General features: G+C 75.0%; 14 protein-coding genes. 10 read left to right on the plus strand and 4 right to left on the minus strand.

Annotation, left to right across the window (positions count from 1 at the left end; all coding sequences use genetic code 11):
* The first annotated feature begins 220 nt into the window (after positions 1 to 220).
* From M0638_RS15920 to M0638_RS15950, 7 genes are all read left to right on the plus strand, one after another.
* Complete coding sequence (locus tag M0638_RS15920) at positions 221 to 1255, plus strand: TRAP transporter substrate-binding protein (RefSeq protein ID WP_248667980.1); 1035 nt, start codon at positions 221 to 223, stop codon at positions 1253 to 1255.
* Complete coding sequence (locus M0638_RS15925; RefSeq protein WP_248667981.1) at positions 1255 to 1800, plus strand: TRAP transporter small permease; 546 nt, start codon at positions 1255 to 1257, stop codon at positions 1798 to 1800. The genes M0638_RS15920 and M0638_RS15925 overlap by 1 nt, the downstream gene beginning before the upstream one ends.
* A 3-nt stretch (positions 1801 to 1803) precedes the next feature.
* Positions 1804 to 3096, plus strand: a complete 1293-nt coding sequence (locus M0638_RS15930; RefSeq protein ID WP_248667982.1) for a TRAP transporter large permease — start codon at positions 1804 to 1806, stop codon at positions 3094 to 3096.
* A 43-nt stretch (positions 3097 to 3139) separates the two neighbouring features.
* Positions 3140 to 3991 (plus strand): NAD-dependent epimerase/dehydratase family protein, encoded by an 852-nt coding sequence (locus tag M0638_RS15935; RefSeq protein ID WP_248667983.1) that lies wholly within the window; start codon positions 3140 to 3142, stop codon positions 3989 to 3991.
* A gap of 148 nt (positions 3992 to 4139) precedes the next feature.
* Complete coding sequence (locus M0638_RS15940) at positions 4140 to 5051, plus strand: aldose epimerase family protein (protein ID WP_248667984.1); 912 nt, start codon at positions 4140 to 4142, stop codon at positions 5049 to 5051.
* A gap of 131 nt (positions 5052 to 5182) precedes the next feature.
* Entirely contained in the window at positions 5183 to 6844 is a 1662-nt protein-coding gene (locus M0638_RS15945) for an acyl-CoA dehydrogenase family protein (protein ID WP_248667985.1), read from the plus strand.
* A 195-nt stretch (positions 6845 to 7039) separates the two neighbouring features.
* A complete protein-coding gene (locus tag M0638_RS15950; protein WP_248667986.1) occupies positions 7040 to 7747 on the plus strand; it encodes a Crp/Fnr family transcriptional regulator in 708 nt (235 codons plus the stop codon).
* 228 nt (positions 7748 to 7975) lie between these two features.
* Here the strand turns inward: M0638_RS15950 and M0638_RS15955 are convergent, their stop codons facing one another.
* Positions 7976 to 8668: a hemerythrin domain-containing protein gene (locus M0638_RS15955; RefSeq protein ID WP_248667987.1), complete on the minus strand. Its 693-nt coding sequence runs from the start codon at positions 8666 to 8668 to the stop codon at positions 7976 to 7978.
* A 176-nt stretch (positions 8669 to 8844) separates the two neighbouring features.
* Positions 8845 to 9897 (minus strand): Bug family tripartite tricarboxylate transporter substrate binding protein, encoded by a 1053-nt coding sequence (locus tag M0638_RS15960; RefSeq protein WP_248667988.1) that lies wholly within the window; start codon positions 9895 to 9897, stop codon positions 8845 to 8847.
* Between the two features lie 405 nt (positions 9898 to 10302).
* On the opposite strand from M0638_RS15960, the gene M0638_RS15965 reads away from it, so the two are divergent.
* Complete coding sequence (locus M0638_RS15965) at positions 10303 to 10521, plus strand: hypothetical protein (protein WP_248667989.1); 219 nt, start codon at positions 10303 to 10305, stop codon at positions 10519 to 10521.
* Between the two features lie 124 nt (positions 10522 to 10645).
* A complete protein-coding gene (locus M0638_RS15970; RefSeq protein WP_248667990.1) occupies positions 10646 to 11659 on the plus strand; it encodes an extracellular catalytic domain type 1 short-chain-length polyhydroxyalkanoate depolymerase in 1014 nt (337 codons plus the stop codon).
* Positions 11660 to 11695: 36 nt separating this feature from the next.
* On the opposite strand, the gene M0638_RS15975 is transcribed toward M0638_RS15970, so the two are convergent.
* Positions 11696 to 13561 carry an ABC-F family ATP-binding cassette domain-containing protein gene (locus tag M0638_RS15975; RefSeq protein WP_248667991.1) on the minus strand — a complete coding sequence of 622 codons (1866 nt, stop codon included), beginning with the start codon at positions 13559 to 13561 and terminating at the stop codon, positions 11696 to 11698.
* A 238-nt stretch (positions 13562 to 13799) separates the two neighbouring features.
* On the minus strand, positions 13800 to 14357 hold the full coding sequence (locus tag M0638_RS15980; RefSeq protein WP_248667992.1) for a Yip1 family protein: 558 nt from the start codon (positions 14355 to 14357) through the stop codon (positions 13800 to 13802).
* A 288-nt stretch (positions 14358 to 14645) separates the two neighbouring features.
* Here M0638_RS15980 and M0638_RS15985 point away from each other — a divergent pair, with 288 nt between their 5' ends.
* On the plus strand, positions 14646 to 15923 hold the full coding sequence (locus tag M0638_RS15985; protein WP_248667993.1) for an AmpG family muropeptide MFS transporter: 1278 nt from the start codon (positions 14646 to 14648) through the stop codon (positions 15921 to 15923).
* Positions 15924 to 16215 lie beyond the last annotated feature (292 nt).

Consider the following 16215-nt stretch of genomic DNA (forward strand, 5'->3'; position numbering starts at 1 on the left):
GGCCCTGACGGCTGCCGCCACGCCGGAAAGGCGCGCCCGGGAAGCGCGGCCGCCGCTCTGGATGACAGAAATTTAACCGGCGCGCGTCCTGCCATCTGATATTGCAGCGTCGGCCGCTGGCTCGTCGTATCGTCCGCACGCCCGGGCGGCACGGATCGGCATGCCGGCCGAACCACGAAGCGCGAGGCGGCGACACGACCGCCTTGCCGAGAGACGTTCAATGAACCGACCTGCCGCCGCCCCCGGACCGTCCTCCGCGCCCCATCCCTTCGCCCCCGTGTCCCGCCGCGTGCTGCTCGGCGCCGCCCTCGCGGCGCCGGCGCTGGTCGCGGGCCCGGCGCGCGCCCAGACGGTCAGCCTGCGCTCGGCCGACATCCACCCGGACGGCTACCCGACCGTCGAGGCGGTGAAGTACCTCGCGCGGCTCGCCGAGGAACGCTCGGGCGGGAAGCTGCGCATCCAGGTCTTCCACTCGCACCAGCTCGGCGAGGAGAAGGACACGATCGAGCAGACGCGCTTCGGCGTCATCGACATGAACCGCATCAACCTCGGCGCACTCAACAACCTGGTGCCCGAGACCATCGTGCCCGCCCTGCCCTTCCTGTTCCCCTCGACCGAGCGGATGTTCAGCGTGCTCGACGGGCCGGTGGGCGACGACATCAAGAAGGGCTTCGAGAGCCACGGCATGGTGGGCCTCGCCTTCTACGACAGTGGCGCGCGCAGCTTCTACAACCGCGGCAGGCCGATCCGCACCCCGGCCGACATGCGCGGAATGAAGATCCGCGTGCAGCAGTCGGACATGTGGCTGGCCATCATGCGGGCGCTGGGCGCCAACGCGACGCCGCTGCCCTTCGGCGAGGTGTACTCGGCGCTCCAGACCGGCGTGATCGACGGGGCCGAGAACAACTGGCCCTCCTACCAGACCTCGCGCCACTTCGAGGTGGCGAAGTTCTACTCCCTCACCGAGCACTCCATGTCGCCCGAGGTGCTGGTGATGAGCAAGCGCGCCTGGGACCGGCTCTCGCCCGACAACCGCGAGATCCTCCGCGCGGCGGCGAAGGAGAGCCAGCCCTACATGCACCGCCTCTGGGCCGAGAAGGACGCCGAGGCGCGGCGCACCGTGGAGGCCGGCGGCGCGCAGGTGAACGGCGTGGACAAGGAGGCCTTCGTCGCCGCCATGGGGCCGGTCTACGAGCAGTTCACGCGCAACGCGCGCGTGAAGGCGCTGGTCGAGCGCGTGCGGGCCGCCGGCTGATGCGGCGGGCGGCGGGGGGCCTGCACGCCCCCGTCCACGCGGCGCTCGACCTGCTCTGTCGGGCGGCGCTGTGGCTCTCGGGGATCGCGCTGCTGGCCATGACGGTGGTGGTGGCGTGGTCGGTGTTCGGCCGCTTCGTGCTGAACGACACGCCGGCCTGGGGCGAATCGCTCGCCCTGCTGCTGCTGGGCTGGGTGATCCTAGGCGCCGCCGCCGCCGGCGTGCGCGAGAACTTCCACATGGGCTTCGAGACCCTGCGCGACCTGCTGCCCGCCCCCGTCGCCGCCTTCTGCATGGGGCTGAGCGACGCGCTCGTCACCATGTTCGGCGCCGCCATGGCCTGGTACGGCGGCGAGCTGGCGCTCGGCGTGTGGGACGCGACGCTGCCGGCGCTGGAGCTGCCGGGCGCGGTCGAGTACCTGCCGCTCGTCGTCGGCGGGCTGCTGATCGCGCTGTTCGGCGCCGAACGGCTGCTCACCCGCCTCGCCACCGGCGCCGCGCCGGCGGTGGCGACCGCCGAACACACCATCCTGACGGATGCCTGAGCCATGGCCGATCCCGGAGCCCTCGCCGTCCTGCTCGGCGCCTTCCTGTTCCTGCTGCTGATCGGCACGCCGGTCGCCTTCGCGCTCGGCATCGCCGCGCTCGCCACGGTGTGGTGGATGGACCTGCCGCCGGTGGTGGTGTTCCAGCAGCTCTCCTCCGGCATGAACGTGTTCTCCATGCTGGCCATCCCGTTCTTCGTCTTCGCCGGCGACCTGATGATGCGCGGCCAGATCGCCGACCGTCTGGTGGCGCTGGCCTCGGCCATGGTCGGGCACATGCGCGGGGGGCTGGGGCAGGTGAACGTCGTCGCCGCCACGCTGTTCGGCGGCGTCTCTGGCTCGGCGGTCGCCGACGCCTCGGCGGTGGGCGGGGTGATGATCCCGCAGATGCGCGCGCGCGGCTACGCGCCGGACTACGCGGTGAACGTCACCGCCAACGCGGCGCTGATCGACCTGCTGATCCCGCCCAGCCACAACATGATCCTCTACGTGATCGCGGCGGGCGGCGCGCTCTCGGTGGCGGACCTGTTCACCGCCGGCATCATCCCGGGGATGCTGCTGATGGCGGTGCTGATGTTCACCGCCTGGGCCGTCGCCGTGCGGCGCGGCTACCCGCGCGAGAAATTCCCCGGCTGGGGGCCGCTGCTGCGGCTGCTGGTCGGCGCGCTGCCGGGGCTGATGCTGATCGTCATCATCTTCGCCGGCGTCCGCTCGGGCATCTTCACGGCGACCGAGAGCGCCGTGGTGGCGGTGCTCTACGCGCTGCTGGTCACCACGCTGGTCTATCGCGGCCTCTCGGCTTCGGGCTTCCGCGAGGCGGTGCTGGGGGCGGCGCGCACCACCGGCATGGTGATGCTCATCATCGGCACCGCCACCGCCTTCGGCTGGCTGATGGCGCTGCTGCAGGTGCCGGCGATGACGGTCGCGCTGATGCGCGGCATCACCACGGACCCGCTGCTGACCCTGCTGCTGGTCAACGTGATCCTGCTGGTGCTCGGCACCTTCATGGACATGGCGCCGCTCATCATGATCGGCACGCCGATCTTCCTGCCCGTGGTGACGCAGCTCGGCATGGACCCGGTGCAGTTCGGCGTGGTGATGATCCTCAACCTCGGCATCGGGCTGATCACGCCGCCCGTGGGGCCGGTGCTGTTCGTGGCCTGCGCCGTCGGCGGCGTCTCGATGTGGGAGGCGACCAGGACCTCCCTGCCCTTCTACGCCGCCGCCGTCGCCGTGCTGTTGGCCGTGACCTACATCCCCGGCCTGTCGCTCTGGCTGCCGACGGTGTTCCACTGAACGGCTTTCCACCGAACAGAATCCAGGCGGGAGACGAATCGCCATGACCGAATACGGCAAGCCGGTCCTGCTGACCGGCGCCTCGGGCAATCTCGGCCGCGCGCTGACGAAGGCGCTGGCCGCGCGGGGCTGGCGGCTGGTGCTGACCGACATCGCGCCCTTCCCGGACGCGGTGCCGGAAGGCTGCCGCTTCGAGCGCGCGGACCTGAACGACGGCGTCACCATCCTGCGCCTCGCGGAAGGGTGCGGCGCCATCCTGCACTTCGGCGGCATCAGCGTGGAGCAGCCCTTCGAGACGGTGCTCGGCCCCAACATCCGCGGCGCCTACCACGTCTACGAGGCGGCGCGGCGGGAGAAGGCGCGGGTGGTGTTCGCCTCCTCCAACCACGCCATCGGCTTCCATGCGCGCCCCCCCGAGGGAGAGGAAGGGAACGGGGCGAAGCTCGACTTCGACTGCCAGCTCCGCCCCGACAGCTTCTACGGGCTCTCCAAGGCCTACACGGAGCTGATGGGCCGCTACTACTGGGACAAGCACGGCGTCGAGAACGTCAACATCCGCATCGGCTCCTCCTTCCCGGAGCCGGCGGACCGGCGGATGCTCTCCACCTGGCTCTCCTACGACGACCTCTGCCGGATGGTGGCGGCGGCCGTGACCGCGCCCGCCGTGGCCCATTCCGTGGTGTGGGGCGCCTCCGACAACCCGGCCAGCTACTGGGGCAGGGACCACCGCGACCGCATCGGCTGGCAGCCCGAGGACAGCGCCGAGCCGTTCCGGGCGAAGGTGGAGGGCAGGCTCGGCGATCCGGTCTCGGAACGCTACCAGGGCGGCGGCTACACCTCGGCGGGCTACACGCGCGAGGCCTTCTCGCCGAAGGGCACCTTCGACCTGCCCTGACGGCGCGCGTCGGGCCGCGGCGGCCCCGCCCGGCCCTCCGCCGCGGCCCGGGAGGATCCGTCCGCCCCTGCCGCACGGGCGCAAGGCCCTTGAGGCGGCAACGGCGCGGCGCTACGCCCGAAGCGCCATCGTTCGGGAGCGCATCGCCTTGGGCCAGACCGACTCCCCCGACGCCGCCGTGCTGCCCGACAGCCTGCTCCTGGACGCCGGCGACATGCAGGCCGAGCTGCTGCCCGCGCACGGCGCCGCCCTCTCCCTGCTGCGCTGGCGCGGCACCGACCTCGTGGTGCCGGCGCGCGCCGGCATGCTGCCGAACAGCAGCTTCTGCGGCGCCTTCCTGATGCTGCCCTGGGCCAACCGGCTGGACGGCGGGCGGCTGTCCTTCGCGGGCGTGGAATACCACCTGCCGATCAACCGCCCCGAGGACGGCACGGCGATCCACGGCCTCGCGCGCGACCGCGCCTGGGCGGTGGCCGCGCGCTCGCCCGAGCGGGCGGTGCTGCGGCAGGTGCTCGACGAGCCCGCCCTGCCCTTCCGCTACGAGGCCGAGCTGACGGTGGCGGTGGCGCCGGCGGAATTCTCCCTCTCGCTCGCCGTCACGAACCGCGCCGACACGCCCTTCCCCTACGGCGCCGGCTGGCACCCCTTCTTCCCGCGCCCGGCCGGCACGCATCTGCGCCTGCGCGCCGGCACCGTGTTCGGCCGCGACGCCCGCACCCTGCCCGTCGCGCCGCGCCCGACCGAGGCGCCCGCCCGGGGCATCGACGGCGACGAGGCCGCCTATCTCGGCCTCGACACGCATTTCGCCGAGTGGGACGGCGCGGCGGCGATCCGCTGGCCGGGCGGGCCGGCGCTGGACCTCGCGGCGAGCGGGGCCTGGGCGCGCAACCTCCAGGTCTTCGCCCCCGCCGGCGCCGCCGTGCTCTGCGTCGAGCCGGTGAGCCACGTGCCGGACGCGCCGAACCGGCCGGAATTCGCCCGCCACGGCGCGATGACGCTGCTCGGCCCGGGCGAGAGCCTCGCGGCGCGGCTGGTGCTGTCGGTGCGGGAGGCAGGCTGAGGCCGCCCGCCGACGCCCCGCAGGCGCCCCGCCGGCGCCGGACCGCGCCGGCACCGCGCCGCCGGGCGTAGCCGCCGCGCCGCGATCCGCTCTACCCTGCCGCGAACGTCCACGCATCGCAGGGCCGCCGCATGACCACCCCCCACCTGACGACGCCCGCCGAGGATCTCGGCTTCGCCCTTGCCCGGGTGGTGGACCTGCCCGGCCTCGCCGCCACCGCCGGCGCGCCGCTCGGGCCCGACGAGATCGCCGCCGTGCTGGAGGAGGCGGACCGGCTCGCCCGCGAGCGCATCGCCCCCGGCCGGCAGGAGGCGGACCGGCACGGCGCGGTGCTGGAGCAGGCCCCCCCGGAAGACAGGGGGGATGGCGGCAACTGGCCCGCCGTGCGCACCCCGCCGCACTACCGCGACCTCTACCGCGCCTGGATCGAGGGCGGCTGGCAGGGGCTGACCGCCGAGCCCGGCCATGGCGGCCAGGGCCTGCCGCAGACCCTGTGGAGCGCGGTGATGGAGCTGGTCTCCTCGGCCGACATGGCCTTCGGCCTCTGCCCGCTGCTCAGCATGGGCGCGATCGAGGCGCTGCAGCACGCCGCCACGCCGGCGCAGCGCGAACGCTGGCTGCCGCACCTCGTCAGCGGCGAGTGGACCGGCACGATGTGCCTGACCGAGCCGCAGGCGGGCTCGGACCTCGGCGCGCTGCGCACCCGCGCCGTGCCGGACGGCAGGGGCGGCTACGCGCTGCACGGGCAGAAGATCTTCATCACCTGGGGCGAGCACGACCTCGCGGCGAACACGCTGCACCTGGTGCTGGCGCGGCTGCCGGACGCGCCGCCGGGCAGCCGGGGCATCTCGCTGTTCGTGGCGCCTAAGGTGCTGCCGGACGGGCGGCGCAACGCGCTGGGCTGCGGCGGGCTGGAGCGCAAGATGGGCATCCACGCCTCGCCCACCTGCGTGATGCTGTTCGAGGGCGCCGAGGCGGAGCTGGTGGGCGAGCCGAACCGGGGTCTGGCCGCCATGTTCGTGATGATGAACGCGGCGCGGCTCGGCGTCGGCGTCGAGGGCGTCGGCCAGGGGGCGCGGGCGGTGGCGCTGGCCGAGGCCTACGCCGCCGGGCGCGAGCAGGGCGGGCGGCCGATCGCCGAGTACCCGGACGTGGCGCGCATGCTGCGCGAGATGCGGTCGGTGACTCTGGCGGCGCGGCTGCTGGCGCTGGAGGCCTCCGTGGCGCTGGACCGCGCGCGGCTGCTGGGCGACGCGGCGGCGGCGGCCCGCATCGCGCTGCTGACGCCGATCGTGAAGGCGTGGTGCACGGATCGCGGCATCGACGTCGCCTCGCTCGGCGTGCAGGTGCATGGCGGCGCCGGCTTCACCGAGGATGCGGGCGCGGCGCAGGTGCTGCGCGACGCGCGGATCGCGCCGATCTACGAGGGCACCAACGGCATCCAGGCGATCGACCTCGTGGTGCGCAAGGTGGCGCGCGACAGCGGCGCCGCGATGCGCGCGCTGCTGGCCGAGGCGCGCGGCGTGGAGCCGCGCGTGGACGCGGCGCTGGCGGCGCTGGAGCGGGCGACGGCGCTGGTGCTGGCGGCGCAGGCGCGCGACCCGGCGGCGGCGGAGGGCGTGGCGGCAGCCTATCTCGACGCCTGCGGCTGGGTGCTGGGCGGCTGGATGCTGGCCCGCGCGGCGGCGGCCGAGGGCGGGGCGGAACGGTACGGGGCGCTGGCGGAATTCTACCTCGGCCGCCTGCTGCCGCGCGCCGCCGCGCGGATCGCGGAGGTCGAGGTGGCGGGCTGAACCGTCCGGCCCTTCTCCCCGTCCGGGGCGTGGCCGACCCGCGTGCAGGTGGCGGCTGGCCGGTTGCACCGGAGCCCTTCACCGACCCTATAGTGCATCGTGCGCCAGAGGAGTGCGCCAGAGGAGGGCCCCGTCATTCAAAGCGCCGTCGCCACCCAGAACGCCGCCCGGCCGGATGTCTGCGCCGAATGCGGGGTGCGTGACCAGTCGCTCTGCGGCAGCCTGAGCGACGCCGAGCTCGCCTCCCTGAACGCGATCGGCCGCCACCGCAGCCTCGCGCGCGGCCAGACGCTGATCTGGGCCGGCGAGGAGGCCCTGGTCTGCGCCAACCTGCTCTCCGGCGTGCTCAAGCTCAGCGCCGCCACGGCGGACGGGCGGGAGCAGATCGTGGGGCTGCTCTACCCCGCCGATTTCGTCGGCCGCCCCTATGCCGAGGACGCCGAGCACACCGTCACCGCCCTCACCGATGCCGAGCTGTGCGTCTTCCCGCGCCGGCCCTTCGAGGCGGCGCTGGAGAACCACGTCCACATGGAGCGGCTGCTGCTGCGCCGCACCCTGGCCGCGCTCGACGATGCGCGCGGCCGCATGCTGATGCTCGGGCGCAAGACGGCCGAGGAGAAGGTGGCGAGCTTCCTGCTCGACATGGGAGCGCATCTGGGGGCGGCGCATCCGGGCGGCGCGGGGCGCTGCGCGCCGGGCAAGGCGGCACCCGCCTCCCCCGCCGCCTTCGAGCTACCGCTGACCCGCGCGCAGATCGCCGACGTGCTGGGCCTGACCATCGAGACGGTGAGCCGGCAGATGACGAAGCTGCGCCGCGACGGGCTGATCGACCTGCCGGCCGGGCGCAGCGTCCTCATCCGCAACCGCCCCGGCCTGCAGGAACGGGCCGAGGCGGGCGGCTGAGGGCCGGTCGCCCGAGGGCGAGAAGCGGGAAGGCGGGCCACCGGCACGGCCGGTGAAGCGCCGGCCGCATCGCGCGGGCGTCGGGATTGCCCGGGACTGTCCCACGGAAGGGGCCCCGCGGAAGGGGATCGAAGGCGGCGTCATCCCGTCGTCATTCCCGTTGATCCCCCGGCGAGGGGCCCGGGGCGGCGCCCCCCGGCGGTACGGCGAACGCGCCATCGCGGGTCATCAGTCGGCCGGGATCGCCGGCCGGCTCTCCGCGTCCAGGCACGCCATCAGCAGCGCCTCGGTGGCAGCCGAGAGGTGCCGGCGTGCCAGGACCAGCAGGGTCAGCTCCTCGAAGGCCAGCGCGCGCCGGCAGCCGTCGAAGAAGCAGCGCAGCATGTAGCCCAGCGCCTCGGCGTGGCCGGCCCCGGCCCGGTTCTCCGCCCATGCCGTCGCCCAGCGCACCGCCCGTTCCGCCGGGCCGCCCGCCCAGCCCGCCTCCCGGTCGTCCGTCGGGCCGCCATCCGCCGGGTCGTCCGCCGGGGCATGTCCGGCCGGCCAGGCGCCGCCGGCGGCCTCCAGCGCCGCGCCGAGATCCTCGGCATGGGTGGCGTCGAGCGCATGCTGGCCGTGGATGCGGGTGAGCAGGACCGACGCCACGGGCAGGGCGTCCGACCGGGAGAGCAGCGTCTCCAGCAGCGCCCCCTCCCGGGCATGGTGCTGCGGCACCAGCGTGGCGAGCTGCCGGCACACGGCGCGCCGCTCCTCGGCCGGCGGCAGGCCGGGCAGGCCGTCGGCGATCTGCTCCAGCCGGTCGCAGAGGGCACGCAGGACCACGTGCTCGGCGACGATGGTGAGGACCTCGTGCTCCATCTCCGCCTGCCAGCGATCGCAGAGCCACACGACCGACCCGCTTCCGGGTTGCATCACCGCCATGTCCGGCCCTCCTGAGCGCATCAGGATCGGCCGCGCCGGGCCGGCGGACATTGACCTCGGTCAAAGGCGAGCCGGCGACCCGGCCGGGGACGGGGCCGCCGGTCCGGGACGGCCGTCGCCCGGTCCGCCGGGGCGCCGGCCGCCGCCCCGGCGGCGTCAGCCCTCGCCCGGCGGCGTCAGCCCTCGATGGTGATGCCGGTCAGCCGCACCAGCGCCCGCCAGCGCTCCACCTCGGCGCGCTGGAAGGCGCCGAATTCGGCGGGCGGCAGGGGCGCCGCCAGGAAGCCCGCCGCGGCGAGGCGCGACACCGTCTCCGGCTCGCGCAGCGCGTCGCCCAGCGCGGCACCCAGCCGGTCCACGATCGCGGCCGGGGTGCGCGCCGGCGCCCACAGGCCGAACCAGGCGTCCACCGCCATGTAGGGGGCGCCCGCCTCGGCGAAGGTCGGCACCGCCGGCAGCTCCGGCAGGCGGGCGGGGGCGCCGAGGCCGAGGCAGCGCAGCCGCCCCTCGCGCACCAGCCCCGCCACCTGCGGCCAGGTGGAGACGAAGAAGTCCACCACGCCCGACACCGTGTCCGTGGTCGCCTGGGCGCCGCCGCGATAGGGGATGTGGGTGGCCTGCAGCCCCTCCCGCTTCACCAGGCTCTCGGCGATGACGTGGCTGGCCGAGCCGGCGCCGGAGGAGGCGTAGGTGAGCCGCCCGGCGCGGCCGCGCGCGACCAGCTCGGCCAGGGTGGCCGGGCCGTTCGCCGGCACCACCAGCGCGTGGTGGACGGTGGCGATGCGGCCGATCGGCGCGAAGTCCTCGACCGGGCGGTAGGGCAGGTCGCGCACCATGGCGGCGTTGGCCGCATGCGTCTGGTTGGTGCTGAGGCAGAGCGTGTAGCCGTCCGGCGCCGCCGTCGCGACCGCCTGGGTGCCGACCACGGAGGCGCCGCCGGGGCGGTTGTCCACGATGACCGAGACGCCCGCCGGCGAGCCCCCGGGCGAACCCCCCGGTACGCCCCCTGGCGCGCCCCCTGGCACGCTCCCGAGCCCTTCCTGCAGGCGCTGCGCCACGGTGCGCGCCAGCACATCGGTGGAGCCGCCCGGCGGGTAGGGAACGACGATGCGGACGGGGCGCGAGGGCCAGGGGGAATGACCCGCGGCGCCGGCCTCCTGCGCGCGCGGGCGGCCGGCGGGCAGGAGCAGGGCCGGCAGGGCGGCGAGCAGGGGGCGGCGGGCGATCATGGCGGGCCTCTCGGGCGTACCGAACGGGCGGACTGCGTGGGCGGGCGGCCCTTCTCGGGCGGCGAGGGCGGCGGGTCAACCGCGTGGCGCCAGGGGTGGGCGCCAGGGGTGTGGGCCAAGGGGCAGGCCGGGCAGGCCGGCGCGGCGGATTCCACCATCCCCGCCCGGTTTCCGCCCGCATCCGGCCACACTTGCCGCCCCTCATCGGCACCGGGCGCGGAATCGCCCGCCAGGGCTCTGAAACGCTTCGTTTCCCGGCGCTGGCCCAACTGCAACACCTGCACGGCAAGTTGCGCCGACAGGTGCCGAAGGGGGAATCCGCGATGCCTCGCCTGCTGCATACTCCGCCCTGCCTGCGTTGCCCCGCAACGGCCGGCACTCCGCGCGATGCCGGCCCGCAGGCCGATGGGTGACGAGATGGACCTCTGGGCGAGCTTCCTGCGACGCACCCTGCTGTCGGTCAGCCTCGGCCTGCCCGGCGCCGCGAGCGCCGGCGGGCTGGCGGCGGAACGCGGCGTGCCGGAGAAGCCCCCCGCGCTGGAGGACGGCACCGAGGCCGTGGCCCCCGCGCCGGAGCGGCCCGCCCTCGGCAGGCCGGAAGGCGGACCGGCCGAGGGCGGCTGAGCGGCGGGGACGCCACGCGCCGCCCAGCGGGACGCCCAGCGGGACACCCGGCGGGACGTCCAGCGGGACGGGGTGGGGTCGGCGGACAGGCAACCCGGGCCGCCGCCCCCGGTTATGCGCCCGCATGCACCGATCCAGCCGCACGCGCCCCGCCGCCGGGCCGCGCCCCTCCCTCGCCGGCACGATGCTCGCGGCCGTCTGGTCGCCCTTCCTCTCCCTGCCGGGCCCCGGCGCGGCGGGCCGCGTCACCGGGATCGCCACCTTCGGCAGCAATCCCGGCGGGCTGCGCATGCTGGTCTACACGCCGCCCCGGCCGCCCGCCCCGGGCGCGCCGCTGGTCGTGGTGCTGCATGGCTGCGGCCAGCGGGCGGAAAGCTTCGCCGCCGATGCCGGCTGGATCGCGCTCGCGGCCGAGCTGAACCTGCCGCTGCTGCTGCCCGAGCAGAGCGCGCGCAACAATGCCGGGCACTGCTTCAACTGGTACCACCAGGCCGATGCGCGGCGCGGCGGCGGCGAGGCGCTGTCGATCCGGCAGATGGTGCGCGCGGCGATCCGCCACTTCGGCTCGGACCCGCGCCGCGTGTACGTCGCCGGCTTTTCCGCCGGCGCGGCGATGACGACGACTCTGCTCGCCACCTACCCCGCGGTGTTCGCGGCCGGCGCCGCCGTGGCGGGCGTGCCGGTGGGCTGCGCCGTCGGCGGCGCGCACGCGCTGTTCCGCATGCGCCATCCGGACGCCTTCCGCTCGCGCCAGTCCTGGGCGTCGGCGGTGCGGGCCGCGACCCTGGCCCGGCCGACGAAGCCCTGGCCGCGCCTCTCGATCTGGCAGGGCGGGCGCGACCGCACCGTGGATCCGGCCAATGCCGAGGCGCTGGCCGCGCAGTGGAGCGAGCTGCATGGCTGGGGGCCGGAGCCGGCCGTCGCCGAGGATCGCGGCCCCGGGCTGCGCCGCTACGCCTGGGGACTGCCCGCGCGCCCGGCGGTGGAGCTGTGGGCGCTGGACGGGTTGGGCCACGGCTTCCCGGTGGACCGGCGCCGGCCGGGCTGCGGCCGGGAGGGCGCCTGGGTGGCGGATGCCGGGCTGCCGGCGGCCCGGCACATCGCGGCGTTCTGGGGGCTGGCGCCGGCGCCCGGCTGAGCGCCGCCGGGGCCGGGGTCGGGGCCGGGGCCGGCCTCAGGCCGCCTCCAGCTTCTCCTGCAATTCCAGCCACTCGGTCTCCAGCGCCTCGGTCTCGCGGGCGATGGCGGCGCGGCGCGTGTTGGCCGCCGTGATCTTCCCGGCATCGCCCGAGGCGTAGAGCTTCGGGTCGGCGAGCTTCGCCTCCAGCGCCTTGTCCTCGGTGCCGAGCCTGGCCAGCGCCGCCTCGATCGCCTTGACCCGCGCGCGCAGCGGCGCCGTGGCCAGCCGCGCCTCGGCCCGCTCGCGCCGCTCGTCGCGCCGCGTCGGCGCGGCATCGGCCTTCGCGGCGGGGCGGGCGCGCTCGGCCAGCAGGGCGCGGTACTCGTCGAGATCGCCCTCGAAGGCCTTCACCGTGCCGTCGGCCACCAGCCAGAGCCGGTCGGCGGCCAGCTCGACGAGGTGCGGGTCGTGGGTGATCAGCACCACCGCGCCGGAGAACTCGGCCAGCGCCTTCACCAGCGCCTCGCGCGCATCGATGTCGAGGTGGTTGGTGGGCTCGTCGAGGATCAGCAATTGCGGCGCGTCGCGGGTGCAGAGCGCCAGCAGCAGCCGCGCCTTCTCGCCGCCCGAGAGGCTGCCGACCGTGGTGGTGGCGCGGTTCTCGTCCAGCCCGAAGCGGGCGAGCTGGCCGCGCAGCGCGGTCTCGGTGGCCTGCGGCTGCAACGCCTGGAGGTGCGAGAGCGGCGTGCCGGCGAGGTCCAGCTCCTCCGCCTGATGCTGCGCGAAGTAGCCGACCTTCAGGCGCGGGGCGAGGCGCAGCTCGCCGCGCAGCGGCGCGAGGCGGCCGGCGAACATCTTCGCCAGGGTGGACTTGCCGTTGCCGTTGGCGCCGAGCAGGGCGATGCGGTCGTCCTGGTCCAGCCGCAGGTCGAGGTTGCGCAGCACCGGAGTGCCGCCATAGCCGAGATCGACGCGCGCGGCGGTCAGGATCGGCGGCGGCACCTGCGGCGGCTCGGGGAAGGCGAAGCGCACCGGCTGGTCCTCGACGATCGCCTCGATCGGCGGCAGGCGTTCGAGCGCCTTGAGCCGGGACTGCGCCTGCCGCGCCTTGGTGGCCTTGGCGCGGAAGCGGTCCACGAAGCTCTGGATGCGCTGGCGCTCGGCCGCGACCTTCACGTTCTGCGCCTGGAGCTGAGCCAGCCGCTCGGAGCGCACGCGCACGAAGTTCGAGAAGGCGCCGGGATAGAGCGTGATCTTCTCCCGGTCGAGATGCGCGATCGCGTCCACCGCGCGGTCGAGCAGGCCGCGGTCGTGGCTGACGACGATGGCGGCACCCGGGAAGCGCGCCAGCCAGCCCTCCAGCCACATCGCCGCTTCCAGGTCGAGGTGGTTGGTGGGCTCGTCCAGCAGCAGCAGGTCGGGCTCCAGGAACAGCGCCTGCGCCAGCGCCACGCGCATCCGCCAGCCGCCGGAGAAGTCGCCCGTCGGCCGCGCCTGCTTCTCCGCGTCGAAGCCGAGGCCGGAGAGCACGGTGGCGGCGCGGGCCGGGGCGCTGTCGGCGCGGATGGCGAGCAGCCGGTCGTGGATCTCGCCGATGCGGGCCGGGTCGGTCGCCGTCTCGCTCTCGGCGAGCAGGGCGGCGCGCTCCGTGTCGGCGGCGAGCACGGTCTCCAGCAGCGAGGCGGTGCCGCCCGGCGCCTCCTGCGCCACATGACCGAGCCGGGCGCGGGCGGAAAGGGCGATCTCGCCGCCATCCGGCTGGATCTCGCCGGTGATCGCCTTCAGCAGGGTGGACTTGCCGGCGCCGTTGCGCCCGACCAGCCCCACCTTGCGGCCGGGATCGATGGCGAGGTCCGCATTGTCGAGCAGGGTGCGCCCGGCGATGCGCAGCGTCAGGTCGCGGATGGCGAGCACGGTCATGCCGCCTATCTACGGCGCGGCGGCGGCGGGTGCGAGGGGTGGATGGCCGGGGGTGGATGAGACTGGGCGCGCGGTGCGGGGGCTTCGCCCCTGCGACCCCACCAGGGAGGCGCCGCCTCCCTGGACCCTCCGCCGGGGGCGAAGCCCCCCGGACCCCCCGGATGGTAAGGACGCGGCCGCCCCACCAACCCCGCGCGCGATACCGGCCCGCACAGGTCAGGACTTGTGCGGGCCGGTATCAGAAGGCGATCAGCGCCGCGAGGTAGCCGACGAGCACCGAGATCACGATGGTGACGACGATCACCGCCAGGGTGAAGACCAGGGTCTGGCTCTCCGGCACCCGCGCCACCACCGGCGCGCCCCGGTAGAAGATGTAGAGGCCGTACAGGCCGAGAATGGTCAGGATGCCGAGGAAGGGGATCAGCAGGAACACGCCGGCCAGCCACGAGGCCGTGCTGGAATAGATCGCGAGCTTCATCGCGTCCGTCTCGCTGGCCGAGCCGCCGAATTTCGGCGCCAGGAATTCGATGATCTTGCCGACCACCCAGATCCCGGCCAGCCCCAGCACGTAGCCGATGATCGCCTGCAGCAGGCCGCCGACGAAGGAGCCGCGGCCCATCCCGAGCACGGAGAGCAGCAGGATCGAGCCGACGAAGCCGCACACCGCCGGGATCAGCGCCAGCGGCGCGGCGTAGCCGCGGAACAGGTCGGCGGTGGTGGTCGCCTCGGTGGCGATGACCCGCCATTCCGCCGCCGGATCCATGATGATCCGCTTCGCCCGGGTGCTGATATCCATGCCGTCCGCTCTCCCGCCATGCCGAGCGCCGGCGCCCCGCCCGATTCGCCGGGCGGGGGCCGGTCGCTCCGACTCTACGGTAGCGCCGACGCCTGACATCGGGATTCCGACTTCCCGCACCGCCGGCGCGGTCCGGCCGGCCGGGATGCCTCGCTTCCGCGCCGGCCCTCGAGGCGAACGGGGGACCCGGCGCGCCGCGCACGGCCGCCGGCAAGCTCGGCCTTCCTGCCGCGCCGGGTGGGGGGACCGGCCCTTGGCCCCTCCCCGCCCCTCCGCTATCCCGGCCGCATGTCCGAACGCGCCCTGCCGGTCCCGGAATCCACCCCCTCCTGGCTGGACCGGCGCTTCGCGGTGCTGCTGGCGCTCGGCTTCTCCGCCGGCGTGCCGTTGCCGCTCACCGCCTTCACCCTGCGGCAATGGTTCTCGGAATCCGGCGTCTCGCTCGGCGCGATCGGGCTGACGGCGCTGATCGGGCTGGCCTACTCGCTGAAATTCCTCTGGTCGCCGCTGCTCGACCACGCCGCGCCGCCGCTGTTCCGCGGCCTCGGGCGGCGGCGCGGCTGGCTCGCCTCGATCCAGCCGGTGCTGGCGGCGGCGATCCTGGCCATGGGCTTCACCGACCCGTCGGTGGATGCCTCGCGGACGGTGGCGATCGCCGTGCTGGTCGCCTTCCTTTCGGCCAGCCAGGACATCGTGGTGGACGCCTACCGCATCGAGGTGCTGCCCGAGCGCGCCCAGGGCTACGGCATGGCGGCCTATGTCTGGGGCTATCGCGGCGCGCTGCTCGCCGCCAATGCCGGCACGCTGGCGGTGGCGGAATTCGCCGGCTGGACCGTCGCCTTCGCCTACTGCGCGGGGCTGGTGGCGGTGGGCTTCGTCGCCGTGCTGCTGGCGCCAGAGCCGGCGGCGCCGCCGCGCCACGCCCTGCCCTGGGCCGAGCGGCTGCGTGCCGCCGTGGTCGATCCGTTCCGCGACTTCGTGCGCCGGCCGCACTGGCTGCCGATCCTGCTCTTCGTCGCGCTGTTCAAGCTGGGCGAGGCGCTGGCCGGGGTGATGACCGCGCCCTTCTACCGCGAGCTGGGCTTCGGCCGCATCGAGGTGGCCGGGGTGAACGGCGTGTTCGGGCTGGTGGCGACGCTGGCGGGCGCGCTGGCGGGCGGCTGGGTGGTGGCGCGGCTCGGCACGGCGCGGGCGCTGGTGCTGACGGGCCTGACGCAGATGCTCTCCAACCTGATGTACGTGGCGCTGGCCCATGCCGGGCACGACGTGCCGATGCTCTGGGCGCAGGTGGGGGTGGAGAACTTCACCGACGGCCTGGCCGATGCCGCCTTCATCACCTACCTCTCCTCGCTCACCAGCCGGGCCTTCACGGCGACGCAGTATGCGCTGCTCTCCTCGCTGGCGGCGGTGCCGCTGCGGACGCTGGGCGCGACCTCGGGCTGGCTGGCGGAATGGCTGGGCTGGCCGGGATTCTTCCTGCTGACCACGGCGGCGGCGCTGCCGGCCATGGGCATCATGCTGTGGCTGCTGCGCCGGCTGCCGCCGGAGGGGCGCGCGGCGCGCTGAGGCGCGTGGGGAGGCGGGGAGGCCGATGGACCTTCCGCCGCCGGGCATCTCCGCCCGCCGGCGATCCGCCCTACGGCGAACCGCAATCCGGTTGGGGCTGCGGTTCGCTGTCGCTCGTTGTTCCCGGCGCGGATTCACGCCGCCGGGCGTGTCCGCCCGCCGGCGATCCGCCCTAATCCAGCGTGAACACGGTACGGCCGCGCTGGCTGCCCGCCAGCGGCGGCAGCGTGCCCACGGCGCGCGGCTCGCCCGGGACGGCGCTCAGCCCGCGCTGCGCCGCCTGCCGGCGGCG

It is taken from the genome of Roseomonas acroporae, from assembly GCF_023223525.1.
In the GTDB taxonomy this organism is placed as follows: domain Bacteria; phylum Pseudomonadota; class Alphaproteobacteria; order Acetobacterales; family Acetobacteraceae; genus Roseomonas_E; species Roseomonas_E acroporae.